General features: G+C 68.8%; 26 protein-coding genes. 11 read left to right on the top strand and 15 right to left on the bottom strand.

What is annotated here, in order from left to right:
* Positions 1-131 precede the first annotated feature (131 nt).
* The 4 genes from ACFU5M_RS19555 to ACFU5M_RS19570 are packed head-to-tail and all read left to right on the top strand — an operon-like array spanning position 132 to position 2,925.
* The gene (locus tag ACFU5M_RS19555; RefSeq protein WP_379051014.1) at positions 132-833 is read left to right on the top strand and encodes a multiprotein-bridging factor 1 family protein; all 702 of its coding nucleotides are present in this window, start codon (positions 132-134) and stop codon (positions 831-833) included.
* A 10-nt stretch (positions 834-843) separates the two neighbouring features.
* Complete coding sequence (locus tag ACFU5M_RS19560; protein ID WP_379051016.1) at positions 844-1,281, top strand: hypothetical protein; 438 nt, start codon at positions 844-846, stop codon at positions 1,279-1,281.
* A gap of 46 nt (positions 1,282-1,327) precedes the next feature.
* On the top strand, positions 1,328-1,852 hold the full coding sequence (locus ACFU5M_RS19565) for a hypothetical protein (protein ID WP_379051019.1): 525 nt from the start codon (positions 1,328-1,330) through the stop codon (positions 1,850-1,852).
* Positions 1,849-2,925 (top strand): MAB_1171c family putative transporter, encoded by a 1,077-nt coding sequence (locus tag ACFU5M_RS19570; protein WP_379051022.1) that lies wholly within the window; start codon positions 1,849-1,851, stop codon positions 2,923-2,925. The genes ACFU5M_RS19565 and ACFU5M_RS19570 overlap by 4 nt, the downstream gene beginning before the upstream one ends.
* Positions 2,926-2,990: 65 nt before the next feature.
* On the opposite strand, the gene hpf is transcribed toward ACFU5M_RS19570, so the two are convergent.
* The 15 genes from hpf to cofD all read right to left on the bottom strand — a co-directional run bounded on the left by hpf (position 2,991) and on the right by cofD (position 18,815).
* The gene (gene hpf / locus ACFU5M_RS19575; protein ID WP_379051025.1) at positions 2,991-3,722 is read right to left on the bottom strand and encodes a ribosome hibernation-promoting factor, HPF/YfiA family; all 732 of its coding nucleotides are present in this window, start codon (positions 3,720-3,722) and stop codon (positions 2,991-2,993) included.
* A 183-nt stretch (positions 3,723-3,905) separates the two neighbouring features.
* Entirely contained in the window at positions 3,906-4,550 is a 645-nt protein-coding gene (locus ACFU5M_RS19580; RefSeq protein ID WP_379051028.1) for a ComF family protein, read from the bottom strand.
* Positions 4,551-4,814: 264 nt separating this feature from the next.
* Positions 4,815-6,638: an MtrAB system accessory lipoprotein LpqB gene (lpqB, locus tag ACFU5M_RS19585; protein ID WP_379051031.1), complete on the bottom strand. Its 1,824-nt coding sequence runs from the start codon at positions 6,636-6,638 to the stop codon at positions 4,815-4,817.
* Positions 6,635-8,647, bottom strand: a complete 2,013-nt coding sequence (gene mtrB / locus ACFU5M_RS19590) for an MtrAB system histidine kinase MtrB (protein ID WP_379051104.1) — start codon at positions 8,645-8,647, stop codon at positions 6,635-6,637. Before mtrB ends, lpqB begins: the two co-directional genes overlap by 4 nt.
* 44 nt (positions 8,648-8,691) lie before the next feature.
* Positions 8,692-9,369, bottom strand: a complete 678-nt coding sequence (mtrA, locus tag ACFU5M_RS19595; protein ID WP_039800350.1) for an MtrAB system response regulator MtrA — start codon at positions 9,367-9,369, stop codon at positions 8,692-8,694.
* A gap of 78 nt (positions 9,370-9,447) precedes the next feature.
* Positions 9,448-10,095, bottom strand: coding sequence for a dTMP kinase (locus ACFU5M_RS19600; RefSeq protein WP_379051034.1), 648 nt, complete (start codon positions 10,093-10,095; stop codon positions 9,448-9,450).
* Positions 10,096-10,418: 323 nt separating this feature from the next.
* On the bottom strand, positions 10,419-11,903 hold the full coding sequence (gene ahcY / locus ACFU5M_RS19605) for an adenosylhomocysteinase (protein ID WP_379051037.1): 1,485 nt from the start codon (positions 11,901-11,903) through the stop codon (positions 10,419-10,421).
* A 117-nt stretch (positions 11,904-12,020) separates the two neighbouring features.
* Positions 12,021-13,178: an alkane 1-monooxygenase gene (locus ACFU5M_RS19610; RefSeq protein ID WP_379051040.1), complete on the bottom strand. Its 1,158-nt coding sequence runs from the start codon at positions 13,176-13,178 to the stop codon at positions 12,021-12,023.
* A 170-nt stretch (positions 13,179-13,348) separates the two neighbouring features.
* Positions 13,349-13,969 (bottom strand): TetR/AcrR family transcriptional regulator, encoded by a 621-nt coding sequence (locus ACFU5M_RS19615; RefSeq protein ID WP_379051041.1) that lies wholly within the window; start codon positions 13,967-13,969, stop codon positions 13,349-13,351.
* 40 nt (positions 13,970-14,009) lie between these two features.
* Positions 14,010-14,219, bottom strand: a complete 210-nt coding sequence (locus ACFU5M_RS19620) for a rubredoxin (RefSeq protein ID WP_379051106.1) — start codon at positions 14,217-14,219, stop codon at positions 14,010-14,012.
* 23 nt (positions 14,220-14,242) lie between these two features.
* A complete protein-coding gene (locus ACFU5M_RS19625) occupies positions 14,243-14,416 on the bottom strand; it encodes a rubredoxin (RefSeq protein WP_379051043.1) in 174 nt (57 codons plus the stop codon).
* A gap of 70 nt (positions 14,417-14,486) precedes the next feature.
* Positions 14,487-15,734 carry an alkane 1-monooxygenase gene (locus ACFU5M_RS19630; protein ID WP_379051046.1) on the bottom strand — a complete coding sequence of 416 codons (1,248 nt, stop codon included), beginning with the start codon at positions 15,732-15,734 and terminating at the stop codon, positions 14,487-14,489.
* 183 nt (positions 15,735-15,917) lie between these two features.
* A complete protein-coding gene (locus ACFU5M_RS19635) occupies positions 15,918-16,436 on the bottom strand; it encodes an NUDIX hydrolase (protein ID WP_379051048.1) in 519 nt (172 codons plus the stop codon).
* Positions 16,437-16,473: 37 nt separating this feature from the next.
* Complete coding sequence (locus tag ACFU5M_RS19640) at positions 16,474-17,820, bottom strand: coenzyme F420-0:L-glutamate ligase (RefSeq protein ID WP_379051050.1); 1,347 nt, start codon at positions 17,818-17,820, stop codon at positions 16,474-16,476.
* Positions 17,817-18,815, bottom strand: coding sequence for a 2-phospho-L-lactate transferase (gene cofD / locus ACFU5M_RS19645; RefSeq protein ID WP_379051053.1), 999 nt, complete (start codon positions 18,813-18,815; stop codon positions 17,817-17,819). The genes ACFU5M_RS19640 and cofD overlap by 4 nt, the downstream gene beginning before the upstream one ends.
* 492 nt (positions 18,816-19,307) lie before the next feature.
* Between cofD and ACFU5M_RS19650 the strand changes: the two genes are divergently transcribed.
* The 7 genes from ACFU5M_RS19650 to ACFU5M_RS19680 all read left to right on the top strand — a co-directional run bounded on the left by ACFU5M_RS19650 (position 19,308) and on the right by ACFU5M_RS19680 (position 25,802).
* The gene (locus ACFU5M_RS19650; protein ID WP_029901515.1) at positions 19,308-19,541 is read left to right on the top strand and encodes a WhiB family transcriptional regulator; all 234 of its coding nucleotides are present in this window, start codon (positions 19,308-19,310) and stop codon (positions 19,539-19,541) included.
* 123 nt (positions 19,542-19,664) lie between these two features.
* On the top strand, positions 19,665-20,144 hold the full coding sequence (locus ACFU5M_RS19655) for a metallopeptidase family protein (RefSeq protein ID WP_168434228.1): 480 nt from the start codon (positions 19,665-19,667) through the stop codon (positions 20,142-20,144).
* 307 nt (positions 20,145-20,451) lie between these two features.
* Entirely contained in the window at positions 20,452-20,832 is a 381-nt protein-coding gene (locus ACFU5M_RS19660; protein ID WP_040869368.1) for a DUF3499 domain-containing protein, read from the top strand.
* Between the two features lie 51 nt (positions 20,833-20,883).
* The gene (locus ACFU5M_RS19665; RefSeq protein WP_379051055.1) at positions 20,884-22,260 is read left to right on the top strand and encodes a phosphomannomutase/phosphoglucomutase; all 1,377 of its coding nucleotides are present in this window, start codon (positions 20,884-20,886) and stop codon (positions 22,258-22,260) included.
* 118 nt (positions 22,261-22,378) lie between these two features.
* Entirely contained in the window at positions 22,379-23,581 is a 1,203-nt protein-coding gene (locus ACFU5M_RS19670) for a tobH protein (protein WP_379051057.1), read from the top strand.
* On the top strand, positions 23,581-24,801 hold the full coding sequence (gene manA / locus ACFU5M_RS19675; protein ID WP_379051060.1) for a mannose-6-phosphate isomerase, class I: 1,221 nt from the start codon (positions 23,581-23,583) through the stop codon (positions 24,799-24,801). Before ACFU5M_RS19670 ends, manA begins: the two co-directional genes overlap by 1 nt.
* Positions 24,802-24,875: 74 nt before the next feature.
* Complete coding sequence (locus ACFU5M_RS19680) at positions 24,876-25,802, top strand: cation diffusion facilitator family transporter (protein ID WP_379051063.1); 927 nt, start codon at positions 24,876-24,878, stop codon at positions 25,800-25,802.
* The last annotated feature ends 42 nt before the right edge of the window (positions 25,803-25,844 follow it).

Here is a 25,844-nt window from a genome sequence, read left to right on the forward strand (position 1 = left end):
TTCCGGAACCTGCCGCAGGACCCTCCCCGGGGCCTGCCGACGCAAATAACCGTAACAAACTTTCGAATGATTTTCCAAATAGTTTCTATTGATTTGCCTAAGGCCTCGCAGCGGCTTACCATGAACTCACTATGCATAGCCCTTCGGAGCTGTCGCGGCAGAAGAGATTCGGGCGAATCATCAAAGAACGCCGGGACGAGCTCGGCCTCACCCAACTACAGATCGGTGACCTCGGGGGACCTTCGGCGCCGACCATCCGGAAGATCGAGGACGGCGAGGCGACCATCAGCATGCAGACGCTGAACAAGCTCGACGCCCCACTGCGATGGCTGCCGGGCAGCGCCGCCCGAACCTACGCGGGCGGCGTCCCCGCTGCCGACGAACCCCTGAACGCTCCGCGCGGGGCGGGCGACTCGGTGGTGGCGGGCCCGGACGCGATCCGCTTCGAAATCTCCGATCTCACCGGTCTTCTCGCCGCTTCGGGCAGGCTCACCGACGCCGTCGAGAACGGTCGCACCACCGACCCGCAGGTGGTCGCGGCGATCGCCGAACTCAACCGGGTGGTCTCCAAGCTGTCCGCGCGGTACGCGACCGCCATGCTCGAACGCAATGGCGGACCGGGCAGGCAAGTGCATCCGCTGGTGGAGATGGCCTTCGCGCACCTGCTCGCGATCCCAGCGGAGGCCAGCGAGCCCGGCGAGCTACAGGAACGCCGGTACCGCCGTTGGCTGGCCGGTCGATCGGAGGATGTCGATGCGGCGACCGAAGCCCGATTCCGCGCACGCTGGCTGGCGGCAAACATGGCGACGACAACGGATCGAAACGGCGAGTGACGAGGCAGCCATGACCGACAACGCACCCGACCGCTTGGCACTCGCGCTGAGCCGCAAGATCAATCGGCTGTTCGCTGTCGTGCATCCGCGCGACGCGCCGGAACGCAGCGTCGAATCCGTCGCCCTACAGGCGGGCGAACTCCTCGGCCGCCCGGTGCCGCCCGGCTACCTGGCGCGCCTGCGCGACGGCGAATTCGACGACGAGAACGCGGGCGCCGCAGTCGACGCCCAGATCCTCGCCGCGGTGGCGCGTAGCTTCGGCGTGGCCGCCGACTATCTGCTCACCCGTGGCCCCGCCGCCGACGCGATCGACCGGGAACTCGAATTGCTCGCCACCATGCGCGACGCCAACGTCGCCAGCATCGCACTGCGCGGTTCGAACATCGATCGGGCCATGCTCGCCAAGATCATCCAGAGCACGGAAGGGTCGATGCCGCCGAGTCGGTAGCATGCTTCCCTACAGGGCCACTGAGCTTTTGTAGGAGACCGATCACATGGCCATCCAGGCCCGGTTCCGGAGCTTGACCCGGGACCTCCCGATACCCCACCCATGGGACTTGCAGACCTACCTCGATGATGTCGCGGCATACCGGGGCCGCAGCATCAGCCTGTTACCGATCGATACCGCGCTGCTCGCGGGGACCGGATGCGGCACGGGCAGCGGCTTGTGGATCGCGAAGCAGGACAGCGATGTCATCGCCTACGGCGCCGACACCACCGAATGGCACGCCGAGCACATCATCGTGCACGAACTCGGGCACATGCTGCTCGGACACGGGCCGGAGCAGTCCGAGTCCGGTGAGCCATCCACGAGCACGCCGACCGTGGCGGCGGTCGCCGACCTGCTGCCCTCGATCTCGCCCGAGTCGATCGCCCACGTCCTCGGCCGCACCGACTACGGCACCCGGCGCGAACGGGACGCCGAGACTTTCGCCGACATGGTGATGCTGCACGCCATGCGTCCGCCGCGCCGCGACTCACTGCTGCACCGCACGTTCTTCCGCGATCGGCGACGGTGACCTCGCCGGTCCCGGCGCAGATCGCGATTCCGCTGATCGTGTTCGTCGCGGTGGTCGTACTCCTGCGGCGAGTCGTGCTGCACCATGCCACGGTCGATCGACTCCTGAACCGGGCCATGCTGTGGGGTGTCGCCACGCTGATCCTGCTCGAACGCGGCATCGCACCGCAGATCGGCAGTCTGCTGCACCAGCTTTCGATGGGCACGCTCTTGATGGAGGTGGCCGGTCTGTACGGCGCGGCCCGGCTGTGGTCCGGCGCCGACCCCGCCTCCGCCTTCGCCCGGCAGCGGGTCTACGACCTCGCCGGGCTGGCCGGAGCGGCCATCATCCTGGCCGTCGGGACCGCGGCGCGCCAGGATGGACGGCTGGTGGGGCAATCGCTGGACTGGCCAACGGTAGTGGTGTGGTCGATCCTGTGGATTCCGCTGTTCGCCGCCGGCCGGCTGTCCTGGCGCGCGGCGGTGCGCGAGCTGCGCTCGGACGAATCGGGCATCGCGGAACGGATCGTCTACGGCACCCTGCTGGCCACGCTCGTCGTCGGGTCCGGAGGCCTGGTCATCTCCGCGATACAGCTAGCAGGGCCCGGTGCGACGGCCGACCCCGCGTTGGCGCGGTGGGCCGCACCGACTTTCGCCGTCTCCGCGCTCGGCGCGGCGCTGCTGGCCGTGCCGCTGATCGCGTGGTTGCGGGCCCGCGTGGGCTTGGACCGCGCCGGACGATACTGCCGGCGCCTGCGGCCACTGTGGCGTGACCTGACCGCGGCGGTACCGGAGGTCGTGCTCGAGCCGGGTCCGCAGGCGGCCGGATCCGACGCGCGGCTGATCCGCATGACGGTCGAGATCCGCGACGCCCTGATGCACCTGCGGCACTATCTGCCCGAGGAAGCGGCCGGCGCCGATCACGTCGAACAGATCCAGCGCGCCATCGCCGCGAGATCGAGCGGCGCGGCGGTGCGGACGCGGCGGTCGGGCCATACCGCGGGGCCGCCCGTCGGCGATATCGATTCGGATCTGCGGCTGTTGCTCGCGATGGCACGCGAGTGGCCGCAGGGCGCGAAAGACGTCTCGACATGATTCTCCGGGCACCCAGCCGGTGAGCTGAATGCCCGGAGAAGTGGGGACGGGTGGTTTCCGTTCCGTCAGGCCAGGCGGATCAAGCCGTAGTCGAAGGCGTGACGGCGGTAGACCACCGAAGGCCGGTCGGTCTCCTTGTCGTGGAACAAAAAGAAGTCGTGGCCGACGAGTTCCATCTGATACAGCGCGTCGTCGACGGACATCGGTATCGCTGGGTGTTCTTTCGTGCGCACGATGTGGCCGGGGCCCGCCTCGTAGTCCGGCTCGCGCCCCTGCTCCAGGTGGGTGTGCGCGGCATCGGACTCGGTGAGCCGCTCGAACAGCGTGTCATCCACCAGATCGGCGGTGGCCTGGGCGACCGACAGCGGCGTCTTGTCGCCGTAGTGCACGCGGCGCCGATCCTTGGTGCGACGCAGCCTGCTCTCCAGCTTCGCGGTCACCGACTCGAAGGCGGCGTAGAAGCTGTCCGCGCAGGCCTCGGCCCGCACGACGGGACCCTTTCCGCGCGCGGTGATTTCGACGCGCTGACAGTTCTTGCGCTGACGACGGTTGCGTTCGTGGAACAACTCCACGTCGAAGAGGAAGATCGATGGATCGAAGCGTTCTAATCGGGAGAGTTTTTCCGCGACGTAAATACGAAAATGGTCGGGCACCTCGACGTTGCGTCCCTTCACCACGATGTCGCCGCGTGGCGCCCGTGGTCGTTCCGCCGTGGGTTGCTCCGGTGCTTCCTGGGTGCCGGAGTCCAGCACCGAAGGAGCGGGATCTTTCACTGAAGGTCGTGAAGAAGTCGTCACGCGTACCTCCCGGATCTGGCCGCACCGACCGATTCCAGTGCGGCGGGATTGAGCCGTGCCGATCGACAATTACTCGGCACAAGTTGTCCGAGGCGCCACCTCCAAACTTGCGGTTCGGGTGTGTGTCCGCGACGCTAGTCCGCCGACGCGCTGATCGCCAGTGTTCACGCAAATTTCCCGGAGTCAAGCAACACAAGTAACCAGAACGCCATGTGTCGGCAATCCGGCGCGGCGCAGAGCACGCACCGATTCACAGGCCGTGGCACCGGTGGTCAGCACGTCGTCGACCAGCACCATCTCGGCATTCGCCGGTATCCCCCAGTCGGCGACAGGACCGGGGGCGGTGCGCACCCGCCCCTCCAGGTTGCGAGCCCGCTCGGCGGGTGTCAAGCCGACCGAATCTCGCACCCCCCGCCCCACTCGCAACAGTGGCACCACACGGCTGTCCGGTAGCCATTGCGCAGCTACCGACGCCGACCGCAGCACCGGATCGCCGCCTCGGCGCCGCGCCGCCATGCCTCGGCTCGGCGCGGGGACCAGCACCAAAGGACGTCGCGGCGAACGCAACTCGGCGAGCGCGCCCGCGAGCGCGGCCCCGAGTGGCTTCGCCAGATCTCGCCTACCTCGTTCCTTGACCGCGAGCACCGCCCGGCGCGCGGGCCCGGCGTACGGCCCGAGCGCCCAGCACGGGACGCCCGGATCGGTGCGCGGCCACACCCGCACCGGCGGGCCGGCCAGCGTGACGGCGCAGTCGGCACACCAATCGGCTCCGGACCGTCCGCAGCCCGCGCAGGCGGCCGGCAGCACCAGATCGAGCAGGGTTCGCATCGACCGAGTGTGCGCCCATCCCCCGACAAGTTCTCGCTCATGTGGACGACGATGGCGGTATGCCACTGGGCGAGGACGATTACGCGCACCGTCGCCGATGCCCCGACCCCGGAAGCCGCCGACCCGTGAGGAAGTCCGAGGATGGTCTCGGACGTTCGCACCGTGCATTACGCAACCACCGACCCGTCCTGGATCGCCCGCATCCGTGGAGGCCTCCGGCCGGATTCGCGGATCCGCATCACGTTTTCGGGGCCGGAGGAACCCTCAGCCGGGCAGCACGGGGATGGCGTTCGCGCCCAGACCCGGGACCTCACGCCAGTACGGCTGCCCTTGGTCCGGAGCGGAGGTCAGCTCCAGCACCGCACGCGAGTCTGCGACGTACTGGTGGTCCACGCTCGCGCTCACCGAACGCACCGGCGCGGTCAGATTCTGCGACGTCAGCGGGGTCGGCTCCGAACCGTCGACCGAGACCGTGCTGACCGGGTCCACATTGCCCTCGCGCGCGATGATGATCGTGTCCGCGTCGAGCCAGTCCACCGACACCGCGGCCGTGCTGAGCCCGACGCCCACCGGGAGAGCCGAGGTCAGGGCCAGCTTTCCGCCCGGTTGCGGCACCACGACGGCGACATACACCCGGCCGTCCGCGATCATCGCCGCCCGCACGCCGGTCCGGGAGATCCGCAGTTCCGTGATCGGCAGCCGGGGCGCCGTGGCCGAGGAGGCCGCCGTCAGCCCCGAGATGTCGACGTTCTGGACCGATACGTTCCCGGTACCGCGGTCGGTGACCGCGCGGATCACCCGGTCACCGTCGACCACCGCCCATGCCGCGCTGCCGTCCGCGGTCCAGGACGGCCGGGTGATGGTGAAGCCCTCGGCCACCGGAAAGGCGTTGCCGCCGTATGTGCCGACCATCAGGGTGCGCGACGGCACGCCCGGGGGTCTTCCGGCTTCCGCGACCGCGGCGACGAACTGACCGTCCGGAGACAACGTCGCCGACTGCAGGTTGTTCACCCCGCCGAAGTAACCGGGGGCGGGGTTGATGCCACCGTTCTCGGCGATCTGCACCAGCCCGCCGCCGCGCAGGGCGTGCAAGCCGGTCTGATTGCGCGCGAAGGCGGCCGGATTGAACTGCTGTACGTCGGCCACGCTCCATCCGTTCGCGGCGAACCGCTCGTCCAACGGCTTGCCGTCGGCGAGCAGCACGTACGGCCCGAGGATGTCGGCGCTGGACAACGTGAGCACCACTTGCGCGGCCAGGAGTTCGCGCTCGCGCGGGTTCAACGCCGACGCGCCGGTAAAGTCGATCTTGACGCCGCCGAGACCGATGCCGACGCCGTCGGGGTCACCGTTGGCCTTGGTGATCGCCCCGCGTAGCGCGATCGGCGGCGTCAGCTGGCTGCGCAGCACCGATGCGAGCGCGGGCTGCGGCCCCTCGAGCAACGAGGCGAGCAACCGCTGGGCCAGCTGGGCTTTCGGCACCGAGAGCCAGCGCAGATCCGGGACGGCCATATTGCCGCTCGGATCGATGAAGTACAGCACGTAGCGGCGGTAGGACTTGAAGAACGCGGTGGAGTCCATGACGACACCGTCGGGCAATTCATCGATGCGCCACTCGCCGTTGATCTTGGTCAGCTCGATCTTGTTCTCGACGAAGGGGATGTCGTCGTTGGGGCGGTAGCCACCGTCGGCGGACAGCTCCCCCACCTTGCGCGCGCGGATCAGATAGTTGGCCTTGTCCCCGGAGCGCGACTCCCGCAGGGTGTCGGGCTTCTCGACGATGACGGTGCCCGCCGCGTCGTCCCACTGGGTGGAGGCCGCGGGAGTCATGTACTGCCGGGCGGCCAGATGCCGGTTGGCGGGATCGGCGGTGGCCTGGAGGAAATCGCGCAGCAGCAGATCGGGATCGCGATTGGCGACCGGTGGCGGCGGTCCCTCGGAGGTGGGCTCCCGGTTGATGGTGCCCAGCGCCTCCGGAGCGGAGGACTCGGGCAGGCTGGCGCAGGCGGTGAGCGGCACCACGACCGCGAGGACCGTCGCCACCAGCACTGTCAGTCGCCGCCTTCGCGCAGATCTGACACGCATTCTCATGACTGTATGTCCCCCGGCTCCCGCGCCCCGCCGCGCCCGGACTGCGCCGACTCCGATGCCGATGAGCCGTTCGTTCCGGACCCGCGCGCCTCTTCGGTCGAGGCGGTGTCGGTGGGCGGCGTGCTGTCGGCGGGGGCGTGCGGTTCACTCGCACGAGCCTCCGGCCCGCCTTCCCCGCCCCTGCTGTCTCCTTCATCGCCGCCCGGCTCGTAGCCGTCCGGCTCGATCTCGTGTTCCGAACGCTCGCCGCCGGGCGCTGTCTCGGAGTCACCGTGCCGCGCACCGATCGGATCGGATGTGGCCGGCTCCGCGCCATGCGGCACGGCATTCGTCACCTGCGCGGCCCCCGAAACGGTCGGGTCGTGGCGCCGCGCGGCCGCAGCGTCCGGTCCGGCGACCGGTGGCGCCGTCTCCGGTTCGGCGGGCGGTTCCGGCTCGACCACGCGCATCGATTTGCGCGCCGGTTCCAGCGGAAGCGGGCTCTGGCCGAGCTTCTTGCCGCGTACCAGCGGCAGCGTCAGGCGGAAGCTCGCGCCGAGCCCGGCCTCGCCCCAGGCCTCGAGCTTGCCCTCGTGCAGGTTCGCGTCCTCCACGCTGATCGACAGACCGAGACCCGTGCCGCCGGAGCGGCGCATGCGGGACGGATCCGAGCGCCAGAACCGGTTGAACACCAGCTTCTCCTCGCCCGGCCGCAGGCCGACGCCCTGATCCCGCACGACGACGGCGACGGCGTTGGCCTCGACGTCGCCGCGCATCCGGATCAGCACCGGCTTGCCCTCGCTGTGGTCGATCGCGTTGGCGAGCAGATTGCGCAGCACCCGCTCCACCCGGCGCGGATCGACCTCGGCGACCAGCGGGTCCTCCGGCATATCACTGATCACCTCGACCCCGGCGTCCTTGGCCAGGTGCCGCACGGTGGAGATCGCGGCCCGCGCGCACATCCGCACGTCCAGCGATTCGACCTGAAGTTCGGCGACGCCCGCGTCGTGCCTGCTGATCTCCAGCAGGTCGTTGAGCAGGCCCTCGAACCGATCCAGCTCGTTGACCAGCAACTCGGCGCTGCGGGCCAAAGCGGGGTCGAGGTCGTCGCTGCTGCCGTGGATCAGGTCGGCGGCCATGCGCACGGTGGTCAGCGGGGTGCGCAACTCGTGGCTGACGTCGGAGGTGAACCGGCGCTGCAGATTGCCGAATTCCTCCAGCTGGGTGATCTGGTTGGACAAGCTCTCGGCCATCTCGTTGAACGCCTGGGCCAGCCGCGCCATGTCGTCCTCGCCGCGCACCAGCATGCGTTCCTTGAGCCTGCCGTCGGCGAACCGGCCCGCGATCCGGGCGGCGGAACGGATCGGCAGGACCACCTGCCTGGTGACCAGCGCGGTGATCGCGGCCAGCAACACCAGCAGCACGATGCCGCCGACCAGCATGGTGCCGCGCATCAGCGACAGGCTGCGTTCCTCGTTGGCCAGCGGGAAGATCAGATAGATCTCCAGGGTCGGGATCTCCGCGCTCGGGCTGCCGATGATCAGCGCGCGACCGCGGTAGCCATCCGCGTCGTCGACCGTGGCGAACTGGTAACTGACCTGGTTGCGCTGGACGAACCGGCGCAGTTCGTCGGGCACCTCCTGGATCGGTCCGCGCGGGATCTGCTGCGGCGGCATCCCGCCGATGACGCTCAGCGCCGAATCGAAGCTGCCCGCGGCGCCGGTGGACTGGCCGGTGCCGCCGCGATTGGACAGTGCGTTGCGGGCCTCTTCCAATCGCTGCGGTTGAGCGCCGATGTCGTGCACGCCCGCCAGCTGGCTCTCCACCGTGTTGCGCGCACGGTCCATCTCCTCGACCGCGGCGTTGATCTTCGCGTCCAACAACCGGTCGGTGATCTGACTGGTCAGCACCACACCCAGGATCGTGATGACGATCAGCGACAGCGTCAGCGTGGACACGATGACGCGCAACTGCAGCGAACGGCGCCACAGGTGGCCTAAGGCAATGCCGACCGCTTGGAACCAGGCCACCACCGGAGCCAGCGATCGTTCGAGACGCGTGATCACGCCATGGATCACGGCGGTCCGGCCTTGTAACCGACACCGCGGACGGTCAGCACGATCTCCGGGTTCTCCGGATCCTTCTCGACCTTCGCCCGCAACCGCTGCACGTGGACGTTCACCAGGCGGGTGTCGGCGGCATGCCGGTAGCCCCAGACCTGCTCGAGCAGGACCTCACGGGTGAACACCTGGCGCGGCTTGCGAGCCAGGGCGACGAGCAGGTCGAACTCCAACGGCGTCAGCGAGATCTGCGCGCCGCCGCGGCTGACCTTGTGCGCGGGCACGTCGATCACGATATCGGCGATCGACAGCAGCTCGGCGGGCTCCTCCTCGGTACGGCGCAGGCGCGCCCGCACCCGGGCGACGAGCTCCTTCGGCTTGAAGGGCTTGACGATGTAATCGTCGGCGCCCGATTCCAGACCCAGCACGACATCGACCGTGTCGGTCTTCGCCGTGAGCATCACGATCGGAACCCCGGAATCGGCCCGCAGCACACGGCACACGTCGATGCCGTTCATGCCGGGCAGCATCAGGTCCAGCAACACCAGATCGGGGCGGATCTCGCGAACCGCCGCCAGGGCCTGTGTGCCGTCGCCGACCACGTGCGGGTCGAACCCTTCCCCGCGCAAGACGATCGTGAGCATCTCAGCGAGTGCCATATCGTCGTCGACGACCAGAATCTTCGGCTTCATAACTACTATGTTGTCATCTCCCAGGCCAGGATCGGGCCGCCACGCCAACACTGGTGCGAACCCGAGGCACAGCCAACCTTATCGACCAACGATTTCGGTGATCCGCGCGGCCAGCTCGGCCGGGCCGTCATCGGATCGATAAGTCCACCAGGGTCCGCGCCAGTCGCGTTCGGCCAGCTCACGGTACACCGCGCCGGTCCGGTGCTGCAGACCGCCGTCGCGCTCGTAGGCGTCGAGGGCGCGCTCGGCGTCGAGTTCGCCACGCCTGCGGGCACGCTCGGCCGCGAGCTCGGTGGACACGTCCAGCAACACCTGCAGGGCAGGCGCGGGCAGGGCGAATCTACCGAACTCCAATTCGCCCACCCAATCCACGATTTCACCGTCGGCCGACTGCCCGAGCCGGGCGGCCGAGTAGGCGGCGTTGGAGGCGACATAGCGGTCCAGGAGCACAACATCATTGTCGGCCAACAGCTTCGACAGCTCGTCCCGCGCGTCCGCGCGGTCCAGCGCGAACAGCAGGGCCATGCCGCTGACCGAGCCTGCGAGGTCGCCGTGCGCGCCACGCAGCGCCTCGGCGGCCAGATCGGCGTGCACCGAGACGCGGTAGCGCGGGAAGGCCATCGTCGCGACGCGCAGCCCGCGCCCACGCAGATCGGCGACAACCCGCTCGATCAGCGTCCGCTTGCCCGCGCCGTCGAGGCCCTCGACGGCTATCAGCACTCCCATGACCAGGCAGACTACCCCGCCGCCTACACCTTGCTGACATCGCCTCACCAGCACATATGCCGGCTACTCGGCCGACCGCCACGCCCATCGTCTCGACCCGCGGCTCAGCCCGGCCCGACCGCTGTCAGCCCGTACTCGCCGATCCGGATCACCCCGGCCCCACCAACCTCCCCGACTTGTAGACGGCCTCAGCGAGATGGGTCGGCACCAGCCTCCTCCACCATTGCCAGGGGGATTACGGCGAAGCCTCGTGTCCACCGTCCTCTGGCAGTAAGAGGCCGCCGACACCGTACGGTGCAGGCGGCCTCCAGGAGTTCCGCGGATCAGTAGCGGTAGTGGTCCGGCTTGTACGGGCCCTCGGTGTCGACGCCGATGTACTCGGCCTGGTCCTTGGTGAGCTTGGTCAGCTCGCCGCCGAGCGCTTCGACGTGGATGCGGGCGACCTTCTCGTCCAGATGCTTCGGCAGCCGGTAGACCTCGTTGTCGTACTGCTCGGGCTTGGTCCACAGCTCGATCTGCGCGATCACCTGGTTGGAGAAGCTGTTCGACATCACGAACGACGGATGGCCGGTCGCGTTGCCGAGGTTGAGCAGACGCCCCTCCGACAGCACCAGGATCGAGCGGCCGCTCTCCTTGAAGGTCCACAGGTCGACCTGCGGCTTGATGGTCAGTTTCGTTGCGCCGGAACGCTCCAGCGCCGCCATGTCGATCTCGTTGTCGAAATGGCCGATATTGCCCAGGATGGCCTGGTCCTTCATCGCCTTCATGTGCTCGAGGGTGATGATGTCCTTGTTGCCGGTCGCGGTGATGACGATGTCGGCCTCGCCGATCGCCTTCTCCACGGTCACCACGTCGTAGCCGTCCATCAGCGCCTGCAGCGCGTTGATCGGGTCGATCTCGGTGACCTGCACCCGAGCGCCCTGTCCGGCAAGCGATTCCGCGCAACCCTTGCCGACATCGCCGTAGCCGCAGATCAATATCTTCTTGCCGCCGATGAGCACGTCGGTGCCACGGTTGATGCCATCGATCAGCGAGTGGCGGGTGCCGTACTTGTTGTCGAACTTGCTCTTGGTGACCGAGTCGTTGACGTTGATCGCCGGGAACACCAGCTCGCCCGCCGCAGCGAACTGGTAGAGCCGCAGCACGCCGGTGGTGGTCTCCTCGGTGACGCCGCGCACGGACTCGGCGATCTTGCTCCACTTGCCCCGGTCGGTCTCGAACCGCTCACGCAGCAGGTTCAGGAAGACCTTGTACTCGGCCGAGTGGTCCTCGTCCTCCGGCGGCACCACGCCCGCCTTCTCGAACTGCGCGCCGCGCAGCACGAGCATGGTGGCGTCGCCGCCGTCGTCGAGGATCATGTTGGCCGGCTCACCCGGCCAGGTGAGCATCTGCTCGGCGGCCCACCAGTACTCCTCCAGCGTCTCGCCCTTCCAGGCGAACACCGGGGTGCCCTTGGGCTCCTCGACGGTGCCGTTCGGGCCGACGACCACGGCGGCGGCCGCGTGGTCCTGGGTGGAGAAGATGTTGCAGGAGGCCCAGCGGACCTCGGCACCGAGGCTGGTCAAGGTCTCGATCAGCACCGCGGTCTGCACGGTCATGTGCAGCGAGCCGGAGATGCGCGCGCCCTGCAGCGGCCGCACCTCGGCGTACTCACGGCGCAGCGCCATCAGACCGGGCATCTCGTGTTCGGCCAGACGGATCTCTTTGCGGCCGAAATCGGCCAGCGACAGATCCGCCACCTTGTAGTCGATGCCGTTGCGGACATCGGCGGTCAACGACGTGCGTGCGGGAAGTTCTGAGGTGGTCATCAGCCTCTCCTGGTTCGGCAGGTACCGAGGCAAGGCTAGTCGCTCACGGCCGGGTGCGGACCACGCGGCCGTCCCTGCCGGCTCGGCCCGGCGTGAACCGGGGCGCCGACGCTCCTGTCACGCGGTGGCCCCGCGAGCCGCCAGGATGCGGCGGCGCTTGCGCGGCTGGATGTTCGCCAGGGTGACGTCGCCGCCGTAGTGGGCGAGGACCCGGTCGTCCATCATCCAGCGCCACAGTGGCGGAATGGCGGCCAGCACGATCATGGCGGCATAGCCGGCGGGCAGTTGCGGGGCCTGTTCGGAGGTGCGCAGGGTCTGGTAGCGACGGCCCGGGTTGGCGTGGTGATCGCTGTGGCGCTGCAGGTGGAACAGGAAGATGTTGGTGACCAGATGGTCGCTGTTCCAGCTGTCGCGCGGTGAGCAGCGGGCGTACATGCCGTTCGGGCGGCGCGCCCGCAGGAGGCCGTAGTGCTCGACGTAGTTCACCGTCTCCAGCAGACCGAAGCCGATCACGGCCTGCAACAACAGCCAGGGCAGCACCTGGTAACCGAACACCGCGATCAGGGAGCCGAACAGCACGAGCGTCATCGACCAGGCCTGCAGGATGTGGTTGTGCACGCTCCACCAGCCCTTGTCCTTGCGCGCGAGCCGGTCGCGCTCGAGCGTGATCGCCGAGCGGAAACTGCCGGATACGCTGCGGGGCAGGAACTCCCACAGCGACTCGCCCAGCCGGGCGCTGGCCGGATCCTCCGGAGTCGCCACTCGCACGTGATGGCCGCGGTTGTGCTCGACGAAGAAGTGCCCGTAACCGGACTGGGCGAGCGCGATCTTGGCCAGCCAGCGCTCCAGGTGTTCGACCCGATGCCCGAGTTCGTGTGCGGCATTGATGCCGATGCCACTGACGAACCCGAGGGTGGCGGCCAAACCGAACTTGTCGACCGCGCTCAGTTCGTCCCCGGCCCACATAGAGCTCGCGATGACCAAGCCGATCAGCTGGACCGGGAGCATCAGATAGGTGCACCACCGGTAGTACCGGTCGTTGGACAGCAGCTCGTAGTCCTCGTCCCGCGGATTGCTCCCGTCCACGCCGATCGCCCAGTCCAGCACCGGGATGACGATCAGCACGATGATCGGGCCGATCCACCAGAAGACCTCGGCGCCGGTGTGCAGCACCAGTTGTGACGGCAGCAGTGCCGACGACGGCGCGAGCAAGCCGAGAACCCACAGATGGCGTTTGGGATCGGGCGATCCCGCCGGTTTGCCAACCGTTTGCACTTTTGCTCCACTCAGAGAAGACCCGAACACCGTCGCCTGAGAATACTTGTTGACTTGTGGTCCGTTACAACGATGCCGTCGGTTGAGACGTGATCGCTATTACAAGCCGGGCAGTCTGTTTTCAATGTGCTGCATATGCGCCGAGTCGCGAGCCGGTTGCCCGCAAGGGCTCAACTTCGTACTCGCGCGGCGAGGATCGCTTCGACGTAGGGACTCAGCAGCGCGCTCAGCTCCGCGGGCGCGTCCCGCCCCGGACCGGGCGGAGTGGGAATGTAGCTGAGGGCGATTCGCACCAGCGCGTGCGCGATGACGTCGGATTCGGCCGCCGTCGACGCCACCCAGCTGTGCTGAAAGGCGCGCGACAGCCGCTCGGTGGCATGCTCCTGCAACGGTGCCGCATCGAGAGTGATCAGGCGCAGCAGATCCAGCTTGACCTCGCCCGCGACCAGCGACTGCACCAGCGGGTCGGACGCCGCGTCGAAGAAGAAGTTCGCCATCCCGTCGCGGAACGCCGCGCGGACGTCACCGACATTGCCGTTGATGGCGGCGTCGACATGATCGACCAGGAAGTCGGCCAGGCGCAGGGCGTAGGCCTGGGTCAGGCCACTGCGCGAGCCGAATTCGTTGTACAGCGTCTGCCTGCTCACGCCGGCCCTGGCCGCGACGTCACCGAGCGTGATCTTGGACCAATCCCGCTCGGTGAGCAGCTCGCGCATGGCGTCCAGGACCGACGTCCGCAGCAGGTCCCGCGCGGCCTCCTGGTAGGGAATCCTGGTTCCGTTGCGCGGCATACCCGCGACACTGTCACGGGCGCCTGCCGCAGTCAAAATCTCACGACCGTTCGATTTCGACCATGTAGAAATCCGCCTTGGCGGCGCCGCAGTCCGGACAGGTCCAGTCGTCGGGGATGTCGTCCCAGCGGGTCCCCGGCGCGATGCCGTCCTCCGGCCAGCCCTCGGCTTCGTCGTATTCGAAGCCGCACTGGATGCATTGATAGAGCTTGTACTCGGGCGCATCCGCCTCCCGGCCGCCGCCCCTCATGGAATCGCTCTGTGATGCTGTACTCATTGCGTGGCCCCTATCGGCTCGAAATCGATCTTCTCCCGCACACCGCAGTCCGGACAGCACCAGTCGTCCGGCACCGCGTCCCACCGGGTGCCCGGCGCAAAGCCCTCATGTGGAGCGCCTTTTGCCTCATCGAAGACGTAGTCGCAGACGGGGCAGCGATACGCGCTCACGCGGCCTCCTTCGAGGCATCGGCGGAGGCCGTCGCGGTCACGCTCCGCCGCCGCCTCCGGTCTCGGACGCTCATGCCGTGGCCTTTCCCGTCTGATCGACGCCGTAACGCGCCAACACCTTGTCCCGCTTGCCCGGATCGATGTTGGCGCGGGTGATGTCGCCGTCGTAGTGCGCGAGTACCCGCTTGTCCATGACACGACGCCACAGCGGCGGGAAGTAGGCGAGCAGGATCATGCTGGCGTAGCCGCTCGGTAGATTCGGCGCGCCGTCCCAGCTGCGCAACGTCTGGTAGCGCCGGGTCGGGTAGGCGTGGTGGTCGCTGTGCCGCTGCAGGTGGTACAGGAAGATGTTGGTGACGATGTGGTCGCTGTTCCAGCTGTGCACGGGGGCGGGCCGCTCGTATCGGCCACTGGCCGTGCGCTGCCGCACCAGGCCGTAGTGCTCCAGATAGTTGACCGCCTCCAGCAGGCTGAAACCCACCACCGCCTGCAGGATCAGGTACGGCAGCAGTTCGATGCCGAACACCGCGATCAAGACCGCGAACAGCGCCGCCGACATCAGCCAAGCGCTGAACACTTCGTTGCGCAGGCTCCACGGCTTCTTGCCGAGCCGGTCCAGCCGGGCCTTCTCCAGATGCCAGGACGACTTCAGGCTGCCCCACACGGTGCGCGGCCAGAAAGCCCAGAACGTCTCCCCCAGCCGGGAACTAGCCGGATCCTCCGGCGTCGCGACGCGCACGTGGTGGCCGCGATTGTGCTCGATGTAGAAGTGCCCGTAACAGGACTGGGCCAGCGCGATACGCGACAGCCAGCGCTCCAGGTCGACCTTCTTGTGGCCGAGTTCGTGTGCGGTGTTGATGCCGATGCCGCCGATCATGCCGACGGTGATCGCCAGGCCGATCTTGTCCACCACGTGCAGCCCACCGTCGATGCCGAGCCAGCTCACGTCGTCGGCGGTGATCAGGTAGGCCGCCATCACCAGCGTGGCGTACTGGAACGGCAGGTACAGGTAGGTGAGGTAGCGGTAGTACTTGTCGTTCTCCAGGTACTCCATCACCTCGTCGGGCGGGTTGTCGCCGTCCGGGCCGAAGAAGACGTCCGCGATCGGGATCAGCACGTAGACCAGGATCGGCCCGAGCCAGAACGGCACCTGCGCGAGGCGATGCCAGCCGAACTCGTTCAATGCCCAGATCACCGGCAGACCGAGGGTGAACAGGCCGGTCGGGGCGAACAACCCCCACAGCCACATATAGCGCTTGCGGTCCCGCCAGGCCGGCACCTCGACCGGCTGCGCGGACATGTCGGCGTGCGTCGACATCGTCGTCTCCATTCCGAACGGCACGTCAGCTGTGACGTGCATTACTTCGCTAATGGACGATAGACGGACATTTGTCGCTTGTCTAGACAAATGGGTCAATTTGTAAACCGGGTACGAGTGCCGCGAGCCCCGGTCGGGTATCTCTGCGACCGGGGCTGGGCTTTCGAAGGGGACGCGGCTGGCTCACCGCAGCAGAACGTCGGCGTCGGCGGGTAGGGCGTCTACCGGCCACCAGCGCAGGTCGGTGGATTCGTGGCTGCGGACCGGGATCGCGTTCGCGGGGGCGGTGATGCGGAACAAGAGGTCCAGGTGCCTGGTGGGCGTGCCGAGCGAACAGGTGATGGGATGTGCCTGCGCGCCGTAGAGGCCTGGATGCAGGCGCAGGTCCGCGATGCCGGACTCCTCGGTCGCTTCGCGCAGCGCGGCGCCCGCGACCGTCTCGTCCCGCTCCTCGCAGTGGCCGCCGAGCTGGATCCAGCGCCCGACCCGCGGATGCAGGGTGAGCAGCACCTCGCGAGCGTCGTGGGAGAAGACGACCGCGGAGGCGGTGATGTGGCCCGGCGCGTGCTCGCGCAGGCAGCCACGCGGCGCGGAGCCGAGGAAGGCCAGCATCGCCTCACGCAGCGATCGCTCCGGATCGGTCGCGGGACACCAGGTCTCGAGCAGTTCGATCGCCGAGGCGTGCAGCGATTCCGCGCTCACCGGTGACCCGCGCCGACACCGGAAGCGATCCGTCCGCTCACAGCTCGACCAGCCCGGAGCCCGCGCTCGGCGCCTGCCGCGGGGTCAGCTCCTCGAGCGGATGACCGATGGCGACGGCGCCCAGCGGACTCCAGTCCCCGGCCAGGCCCAGAACTTCACGGGCGACCTCCGGCGCGAAGATCGTCGACCCGATCCAGCAGCTGCCGATTCCCTCGGTGGCCAAGGCGACCAGCAGTCCCTGCACCGCGGCGCCCACCGCGACGGTGAACATGGTGCGCTCGTCGGCCCGCCTGCGCTCGTCCGGGTAATCGTGCGCACCGTCGGGCACGCAGAACGGGATGATCACCTCGGGTGCGTCGAACAGGATGCGCCCGCGCGCGACCCTGCGCTCGATCCGCTCCGGCGCCACGCCGTCCGCGGTCAGATCCGCGCGCCACTTCTCCGCCATCGCCTGGAGCAGCCGAGTGCGCAGTTCCGGCGTGCGCAGCCACACGAATCGCACGGGCCGCGTGTGGTGGGGAGCGGGCGCGGTCAGCGCGACCGACACCGCGGAGCGGATGCGCTCGGGATCGACGGGCGCGTCGGAGAACTGGCGGATCGAGCGACGCAGGAGGATCGCCTCCTTGCGACCGCGTTCGATCGCCTCCGCGGTGCCCAGCCAGAACAGGTCGTCGCTGCCGCCGCGCAGCAGATCGGTGGCGGCGGATCCGTCGTCGACGATCGGCAGCCCGCGCACCACGGCTACCGGGACACCGCCGAGCTTGCCCTTGACCAGGTCAGCGGCCGCGGCCAGCTCGTCGGCCACGGCCACCTGGGTGACGAACAACTCGTTGCCCTGGCCGTCGACCGCACCCGCGTAGTCGTGCAGCACCCGCAGGCCCGCGGCGCCGATGGCCGCGTCGGTCTGCCCGTTGCGCCAGGCCCGGCCCATCGTGTCGGTGACGACCACCGCGACGGTCACGCCCAGCCGTGCGGCGAGCGCGGCACGCAGCGCCTTGGCGCTGGCGTCCGGGTCGGTGGGCAGCAGCACGAGCTCGCCCTGTTCGACGTTCGAGCCGTCGACGCCGGAGGCCGCCTGCACGATGCCCAGCTTGTTCTCGGTGATCAAGGTGCGGCCCTTGCGCGCGAGCACCCGCACCGCCTCCTGGTCGACGAGCCCGCGCCGGACGGCGTCGCGCTCCTCCGGGTCCAGCGGCGCTTCCACGATGCGCCCCTCCACTTTGGCGACGATCTTGCTGGTGACCACAAGCACGTCACCGTCGGCCAGCCAGGGCGCGCAGCGGGCGATCTGCTCGGCGAGGTCGTCACCGGGCCGGAATTCGGGCAGCCCGGTGATGGGCAGGATGCGCAACTCTCCGGCCGCGTGGTCGTTCGGTGTGCTCACAGGGCGACTCCAGCGAGATCCAGCGCCTGACGCACCATTTCGGCGGTGGTCGGCGGGTCGGTCATCAACAAGGGCACGCTGCGCACCTCCACCCCCGGCACCTCGGCGGTGTCGGTGCTGTGGATAAGCCAGCCGTCCAGGATTCCGGTGGCCGAGCGGGCGCCGTAGTACCGGCCGATCGCCTCGGCCGTGGTCTCCACCCCGATCACCGAGAGGCACTCGTCGGCCATACCGCGCAACGGCTTCCCGTCGATCACGCCGGACACGCCGATGACCTTGGCCGCGGTGGTGCGCAGCGCGCCGCGGATACCGGGCACGGCGAGGATGGCGCCGATGCTCACAACCGGGTTCGACGGCGCGAGGAGAACCACGTCGGCGGATTCTATGATTTCGATCACATTTGGGGCAGGTTTGGCTTCATCGGCGCCAATTGTGGCGAATCCATGGGTGTCGATGTTCGCGCGGTAGCGAACCCACCACTCTTGAAAATGGATCGCGCGCCGTTCGCCAGGGTTGTCCGGATCGGTCACCACGACATGCGTTTCGCAGCGATCGTCGGTTGCCGGGATCAGTTTCACGCCGGGCTGCCACCGGTTACACAGCGCATCGGTCACCGTCGAGAGCCGGTATCCGGCGCGCAACATTTCGGTCCGGATCAAGTGCGTGGCGATATCGCGGTCCCCCAAGCCGAACCAGTCCGGCTGGGCGTGATACTTCGCGAGCTCCTCCTTGGCATGCCAGGTCTCGCCGACGCGACCCCAGCCGCGGTCGGTATCGATACCTTCGCCGAGGGTATACATGCAGGTGTCGAGGTCGGGGCAGATCCGAAGGCCGTGCATCCAGACGTCGTCGCCGACGTTCACGATCGCGGAGACGTCCGCCTCGGGCAGCAGCTCCCGGACGCCCTGAAGGAAACGCGCGCCACCGACGCCGCCGACCAGCACGGCGACCCGGGGTCCGTTCGCGGGCGTGGCGTCCGCTTGTTGTCCAGTCACATCCGCACAGCCTATGCGCTGGCGTGGCGGCTCCCGTTCGCGGCAAATTTGCTGTTTATTTGCTATTGCAGATCACAAGATCGTCTCGGAATGCGGCTGCGGATAGTAACGGAATAGCGACGGCGGCTTGACCATCGACGCGTCCGGCGTGTCTAATCACAGTCATGTCATTCCGGGTTCGCGCGAGAGATGAACGCGCGAACGATATTTCGAACACATGTTCGCATCGGTGTGACAAGCTCGGGGACGTCCGCGGGACAACGTCGCGGGGTATGGCCGTCGGTGCATGTGTTGGTCCGACGGAAAGAATCATTCTGCGCTAACACACAGTGAGGAGGCGGAGCGATGGCCAATGAGATGGTCTCGCCGACCGATTCCACAGCAGGCGCAGCACGTGGCGTCTGCGCAGACAACGGCGGCTGGAAGGACCAAGAGGGGGGTGACGGAGTCACGACGCCCCGGCTCAGCCTGGTCGTGACCGGCTTCGACGAGATGTTCGAATCCATCGAGGAGCAGTGGCAGGAGCGCGCCCTGTGCGCGCAGACCGATCCGGAGGCGTTCTTCCCCGAGAAGGGCGGCTCCACCCGTGAGGCCAAACGGATCTGCATGGGCTGCGAGGTACGCGACGAGTGCCTGGAGTACGCGCTCGCGCACGATGAGCGCTTCGGCATCTGGGGCGGCCTCTCCGAGCGGGAGCGCCGCCGCCTCAAGCGCGGCATCGGCTGACAGACGTACGCGGCGCCCGGAGCCGCCCGCCCACCAGGGCGCTCCGGGCGCGCGCGACACGAACGGAGAATTCGCACCGCCTCGGTGCGGACGGCCGCACCCCGCTGGCCTAAGTTTTGTCTCATGGCACGTTCCCGTAAGCGTCGACCGCCGACCGCGCGGTCGGTGATCCGCCGTGGCCGCGGAGTACGCGGGCCGATGCTGCCACCCACCGTTCCCGCTTGGCGAACCCGCGGCCAGAAGTTCGACCGGCTGGTGCTGGAGGCGTTCGCCCCCTTGGACTCCCGCTGGCACGACCGGCTCACCAAACTCGACATCGCGGTCGATGATGTCCCGAAAATTCGTCCACTGCACCCCGATTCGGTCACCTGGCCGGACGAGGTCGTCGCCGACGGCCCGGTACCCCTCTCCCGGCTCATCCCGGCCGGCGTCGACCGGCACGGCGCGGCGACCAGGGCGCGGGTGGTGCTGTTCCGCAAGCCGCTCGAACTGCGCGCCAGCGACCCCGACGATCTGGTGGATCTGCTGCGCGAAGTGCTGGTCCAGCAGGTCGCGACCTACCTCGGCGTCGACCCGGACGTGATCGATCCGGAAGCCGAGTGAGTCGCACCCATCCACGCGACGGCGGTCCTCGAATGTCGTTGCGGGGCAGGCGCGGGGCACGAGCACGGGTAGGCCGGTCGGCCGCTGGGTATCCCTGGACATCCACTCCGCGACAGGCCACTCACGTGCGCGTACGGGACACCGACGTTCGCGCGTCCGGAAGATGTCGACCAGACGCCGCAGCGCGCGTCGCGCGCACTGCGGGACGCCGTGCTGCCTTCGTTTCGCAGCGTGCGGACCGAGATTCTTCAAGCGTGTCTGTCCCCATCGACGCGCCAGGGGGGTTACTCTCATCGGCGTGATTCCCATGCGTCGTTGCTGCCGACCAGGCTGCAAGAATCCGGCCGTTGCGACGCTCACCTATGTGTACTCGGATTCGACGGCGGTGGTCGGACCACTCGCGACGGTCGCCGAACCGCACTCCTGGGATCTCTGCGAAACGCACGGCTCACGCATCACCGCTCCGAAAGGCTGGGAACTGGTTCGCCACGAAGGCGGATTCTCCTCCAGCACACCGGACGACGACGATCTGACCGCGCTCGCCGAGGCGGTGCGGGAAGCCGGGCTCCGCCGCCGCCCGCCGGAGCGCGAGCAGCGCGGGTACCACGACTACTCCCCCCCGCCGCCGCGCACCACGCGAACGGGGCGCCGTGGCCATCTGCGCGTCCTGCCCGACCCGCCGTCCTGATCGACGAGGACGGTGTCGGACCGGTCCGGCGCAACCACTAGGGTGTTGGGCATGACAGTCGCCCGCTCTGCCGAATTCGTGAACGCGGTGATCAAGGCTTACGACGTTCGCGGCGTGGTCGGTGAACAGATCGACGCGGAATTCGTCAAGGACGTCGGCGCCTCCTTCGCCCGGCTGATGCGCGCCGAGGGCGCGCACCGGATCGTCATCGGACACGACATGCGGGACTCCTCGCCCGCGCTGTCGGCCGCCTTCGCCGACGGCGCGCTCGGCCAGGGCCTGGACGTGGTGCACATCGGCCTCGCGTCGACCGATCAGCTGTACTTCGCTTCCGGACGCTTGGACTGCCCGGGCGCCATGTTCACCGCCAGTCACAACCCGGCCCGGTACAACGGCATCAAACTGTGCCGCGCGAAAGCCCTTCCGGTCGGGCAGGACACCGGCCTGGCCACCATCAAGAACGAGTTGATCGAGGGCGTGCCCGGGTACGCGCGCGAGCGCGGCGCCGCGACCGAACTGGACCTGCTGGCCGAGTACGCGGAGTTCCTGCGCGGCCTGGTGGAGCTCGGCGGCATCCGGCCCCTCACCATCGCGGTGGACGCGGGCAACGGCATGGGCGGGCACACGGTGCCCGCGGTGCTGGGCGCGCTGCCCCAGGTGAAGGTCGTGCCGCTGTACTTCGAGCTGGACGGCAGCTTCCCGAACCACGAGGCCAACCCGCTCGACCCGGCGAACCTGGTGGACCTGCAGAAGCTGGTCGGCGAATGCGGCGCGGACATCGGCTTGGCCTTCGACGGCGACGCCGACCGCTGCTTCGTGGTCGACGAGAACGGCCAGCCGGTGTCGCCGTCGGCGATCACCGCCCTGGTCGCCGAACGCGAACTGGCCAAGGAGCCCGGCGCGGCGATCATCCACAACCTGATCACCTCCCGCGCGGTGCCGGAGCTGGTGCACGAGCTGGGCGGCACGCCGGTGCGCACCCGGGTCGGCCACTCGTTCATCAAGCAGGAGATGGCCGCCACCGGAGCGGTGTTCGGCGGCGAGCACTCCGCGCACTACTACTTCCGCGACTTCTGGGGCGCCGACTCCGGAATGCTCGCGGCGCTGCACGTGCTGGCCGCGCTCGGCGAGACGGACCGGCCGGTCTCGGAACTGATGGCGTCCTACGCGACCTACGCGGCCTCCGGCGAGATCAACTCCACCGTGGCCGACGCCGCGGCGCGGACGTCGGCCGTGGTGGACGCCTTCGCGGACCGGGCGCACTCGGTGGACCGGCTGGACGGGGTGACCGTGCAGCTGGCCGACAACGCCTGGTTCAACCTGCGCGCGTCGAACACCGAGCCGCTGCTCCGGCTGAACGTCGAGGCCCGATCGGCGGAGGAAGTAGACGCACTCGTGACCGAGATCTTGAGCATCGTGCGCTCCTGACTGGAATAGTGGAATCACAGGCCTTGGATTCGCCCGGCTCGGTCTCGGTGTGGCAGCTGGACCGGGTGGGCGCGGGGGCGGAAAAGATACAGCGCGATGAGGGGAGGTGGGACGCCCGATGATCGCTGGAACACCGGTGCTCGACCTCGACGATGCCGCTTCACTCGAGGCCGCCGACGCAGGCGGCGCCCTTCGCTCGGCCGCTTCCGGTGGCGCCCAGGTGCGCGCCACCGCGGCCGCCGTTGGTGAGCAGGCGCTCGCCCGATTGGCCGATCTGCGGCCGCGCAGCGTGGTGCTGGTCTCCGGTTCCGGACGTGCCGCGCGTGCCGCCGGACTGCTCGTGGCCGCACTCGGGGACCGCGCGGGCCTGCCCGTCGTGCCCGCCACCGCCCTCCCACCGTGGGTGGGGCCGCTCGACGTCGTCCTGGTCTCCGGTGACGACGCGGGTGATCCCCGCCTGATCGAGGCCGTCGACCGGGCGCTGCGCCGCGGCGCCGAGGTGGTCGTCGCCGCGCCGCACGAGGGGCCGCTGCGTGCCGCCGCGGCCGGTCGCGCCGCCGTTCTGGAACCCAGGGTGCAGGTGCTCGGGCACAACCGCCTGTTGCGCTTCCTGGCGGCCGGAATCGCGGTCCTGCGCGCGGTCGACCCCCAGCGCACCGGACCCGCCGTGCCCGAACTCGCCGAGCTGGCCGACGTGCTGGACGCGGAGGCGCTGCGCGACAGCCCGCACAACGAGGTCTTCCGCAACCCCGCCAAGACGCTGGCCGCCCGGATGCAGCAGCGGGGCATCGTGCTCGCGGGCGATTCGCCCGCCGCCGCCGAACTGGCCGAGCACGGCGCCGAGGTGCTGCTGCAGACCGCGGGCAAGGTGGCCACCGCGGTGGATCTGGCCGAGGCCGTGACGGCGCGGCCCCGGATCGCCGAGGCGGCAGGCGAATCCGCGCCCGGCTTCGACCCGATGTTCCACGACGAGGAGCTGGACGGCCCCGCGCCCGTGGAGCGCATCCGGGTGTTCGTGCTCAGCGCCGATCGCGATCGCGCGGCCGCGCGCCGCCGCGTCGCGATCTTCGGCGGCGGTGGACCCAACCTGGTGGACGCCGATCTGGTGAACGCCGACGTCGATCTGCTGCACACCGAGATGACCGACCCGGCCGCTCCCGCGCAGGCCCGGCCCGATGAGCCCGCGCAGGCGAACGGCACCGAACTCGAGCAGCTCGCGGTGCTCGCGGTGCGACTGGAGATGGCCGCCGCCTACCTGCGGCTGATCGGCGCGCGGACCGCCGCGACCGACGGCCAGGGGCAGTACGGGGGCAGCTACTAGTGCACGAACTCGTTGGTGCGCTGCGCTCGTATGCCTGGGGCTCGCGCACCGCGCTCGCTCAGCTGTGCGGCAGGCCGGTGCCGTCGGCGCATCCGGAAGCCGAATTGTGGTTCGGCGCCCACCCGGCCGACCCGGCGTACGTCCGGATCGGGGAACGCTCCACCTCGCTGCTGGAGCTGATCGCCGCCGACCCGGACCGGGAGCTCGGCTCGGCCGCAACCCGATTCGGCGAGAAACTGCCGTTCCTGCTCAAGGTCCTGGCCGCGGAGGAGCCGCTGTCGCTGCAGGCGCACCCGAGCACGGAGCAGGCGCGGGCCGGCTTCGGCCGGGAGAATCTGGCCAAGGTGCCGTTGGATTCGCCCCTGCGCAACTACCGCGACGAGAATCACAAACCCGAGCTGGTCGTCGCGCTGGAGCGGTTCGAGGCATTGGCCGGTTTCCGCGAGCCGCACCGCACCGTCGCATTGCTGCGCGCGCTTGCGGTGGACGGTTTGCGCTCCTATTGCGAACTCCTTGCGGCGCAGCCGGATTCCGCGGGCCTGCGCACCCTGTTCACCACCTGGATCACGCTGCCGCAGCATGTGCTCGCCACGTTGCTGCCCGAAGTGCTGGACGGCTGCGTGCGATATCTGTCCGGCAAGGGCGCGCGCGAGTTCACGGCCGAGGCGCGCACGACGCTCGAACTGGCCGAGGCATACCCCGGCGACGCCGGTGTGCTGGCGGCGCTGCTGCTGAACCGGGTGACGTTGGAGCCGGGCCAGGGCTTGTTCCTCGCGGCCGGGAATCTGCACGCCTACCTGCGCGGGGTGGGGGTGGAGATCATGGCCAACTCCGACAACGTGCTGCGCGGCGGCCTCACCCCCAAACACGTCGACGTGCCGGAACTGTTGCGCGTGCTGGATTTCGAGCCCATCGGCCTGCCGGTCGTGCTGCCCGAGCCGGCCGGTGACGGATCGGTGCGCTATCGCACGCCCGCCCCGGAGTTCGCGCTGCGCCGCTTCGACCTGGTCGCCGGGTCCGCGCGGGTGCCGCTGACCGCGGCGGGGCCCGGCATCGTGCTGTGCACGGCGGGAACGGTACGCCTGTTCCGAAACGGCTCGTCGCTGGAACTCACTCGCGGCGGCGCGGCGTGGATCTCCGCCGCCGACACCGATATCCGCGCGCAGGCGGTGGACGGTCACGTCCAGCTGTTCTGCGCGTGCGTCGGTGCGACCGGCTGACCGATCCGGAACGCCTGCCCCCAGGTGCCCTAGGCTGATCGCGGGTATCTCGAAAACAGAGAGGACATGCTTCCATGTCGGCTGGCGGTGGCAAGAAGGCGATCATCGCGGCGTTGACCGCGAACGCGGGGATCGCCGTGGCGAAATTCGTCGGTGCGGCGATCACGGGATCGGGGTCGATGCTCGCCGAGGCCGTGCACTCCGTCGCCGACACGGGCAACCAGGGGCTGTTGCTGCTGGGGCAGCAGCGCGCCGCGAAGGAAGCCGACGAGTTGCACCCGTTCGGCTACGCGCGAAACCGCTACTTCTACTCGTTCATCGTGGCGCTGGTGCTGTTCACCCTCGGGTCCGGCTACGCCATCTACGAGGGCATCCACAAGATCCAGCACCCCGAGGAGCTGAGTTCGCCGATCGTGGCGGTCGTCATCCTGTTGCTCGCGATCGCACTGGAGTCCTACAGTTTCGCCACCGCGGTGCGCGAGTCCGCGCCGCTCAAAGGCGACGCGAGCTGGTGGCGGTTCATCCGCAATTCGCGCAGCCCGGAGCTGCCGGTGGTGCTGCTGGAGGACACCGGCGCGTTGATCGGTCTGGTCTTCGCGTTCGCGGGCGTCGGCCTGACCATGCTCACCCACGATCCGATCTGGGACGGCATCGGCACACTGGCCATCGGTGGCCTGCTCGGCGTCATCGCGGTGGTGCTCATCGTGGAGATGCAGAGCTTGCTGATCGGTGAGGGCGCCACGCCGGAGGAGAACCGTCGAATCCGGACGAGCCTGGTCGACGAGACGCGCATCGACCGGGTGATCCACCTCAAGACGCAGTATCTCGGCCCGGAGGAATTGCTCGTGGCCGCCAAGATCGGCGTGGTGCCCGGTCTCGACGTCGCCGCGATCGCCGACGCCATCGATGACGCCGAGTCCCGCGTCCGGGCCGCGGTCCCGGCGGCGCGCGTCATCTACCTCGAACCCGATCTCTACCGCACCGAACTCGCCACGGGATAGGTCCTCCCGGATCGGGACGGTTCCTCGCACGGCACGTGCGGG

Origin of the sequence: Nocardia sp. NPDC057455, assembly GCF_042802775.1 — a bacterium.
Lineage (GTDB): Bacteria > Actinomycetota > Actinomycetes > Mycobacteriales > Mycobacteriaceae > Nocardia.

Coding starts and splice junctions, on each gene's coding strand:
- ACFU5M_RS19555 (WP_379051014.1), top strand. CDS start 132: ATGCATAGCCCTTCGGAGCTGTCGCGGCAGAAGAGATTCGGGCGAATC.
- ACFU5M_RS19560 (WP_379051016.1), top strand. CDS start 844: ATGACCGACAACGCACCCGACCGCTTGGCACTCGCGCTGAGCCGCAAG.
- ACFU5M_RS19565 (WP_379051019.1), top strand. CDS start 1,328: ATGGCCATCCAGGCCCGGTTCCGGAGCTTGACCCGGGACCTCCCGATA.
- ACFU5M_RS19580 (WP_379051028.1), bottom strand. CDS start 4,550: ATGCGAACCCTGCTCGATCTGGTGCTGCCGGCCGCCTGCGCGGGCTGC.
- lpqB (WP_379051031.1), bottom strand. CDS start 6,638: ATGAGAATGCGTGTCAGATCTGCGCGAAGGCGGCGACTGACAGTGCTG.
- mtrA (WP_039800350.1), bottom strand. CDS start 9,369: ATGAAGCCGAAGATTCTGGTCGTCGACGACGATATGGCACTCGCTGAG.
- ACFU5M_RS19600 (WP_379051034.1), bottom strand. CDS start 10,095: ATGGGAGTGCTGATAGCCGTCGAGGGCCTCGACGGCGCGGGCAAGCGG.
- ahcY (WP_379051037.1), bottom strand. CDS start 11,903: ATGACCACCTCAGAACTTCCCGCACGCACGTCGTTGACCGCCGATGTC.
- ACFU5M_RS19615 (WP_379051041.1), bottom strand. CDS start 13,969: ATGCCGCGCAACGGAACCAGGATTCCCTACCAGGAGGCCGCGCGGGAC.
- ACFU5M_RS19620 (WP_379051106.1), bottom strand. CDS start 14,219: ATGAGGGGCGGCGGCCGGGAGGCGGATGCGCCCGAGTACAAGCTCTAT.
- ACFU5M_RS19630 (WP_379051046.1), bottom strand. CDS start 15,734: ATGTCGACGCACGCCGACATGTCCGCGCAGCCGGTCGAGGTGCCGGCC.
- ACFU5M_RS19650 (WP_029901515.1), top strand. CDS start 19,308: ATGTTCGAATCCATCGAGGAGCAGTGGCAGGAGCGCGCCCTGTGCGCG.
- ACFU5M_RS19655 (WP_168434228.1), top strand. CDS start 19,665: ATGGCACGTTCCCGTAAGCGTCGACCGCCGACCGCGCGGTCGGTGATC.
- ACFU5M_RS19660 (WP_040869368.1), top strand. CDS start 20,452: ATGCGTCGTTGCTGCCGACCAGGCTGCAAGAATCCGGCCGTTGCGACG.
- ACFU5M_RS19665 (WP_379051055.1), top strand. CDS start 20,884: ATGACAGTCGCCCGCTCTGCCGAATTCGTGAACGCGGTGATCAAGGCT.
- ACFU5M_RS19670 (WP_379051057.1), top strand. CDS start 22,379: ATGATCGCTGGAACACCGGTGCTCGACCTCGACGATGCCGCTTCACTC.
- ACFU5M_RS19680 (WP_379051063.1), top strand. CDS start 24,876: ATGTCGGCTGGCGGTGGCAAGAAGGCGATCATCGCGGCGTTGACCGCG.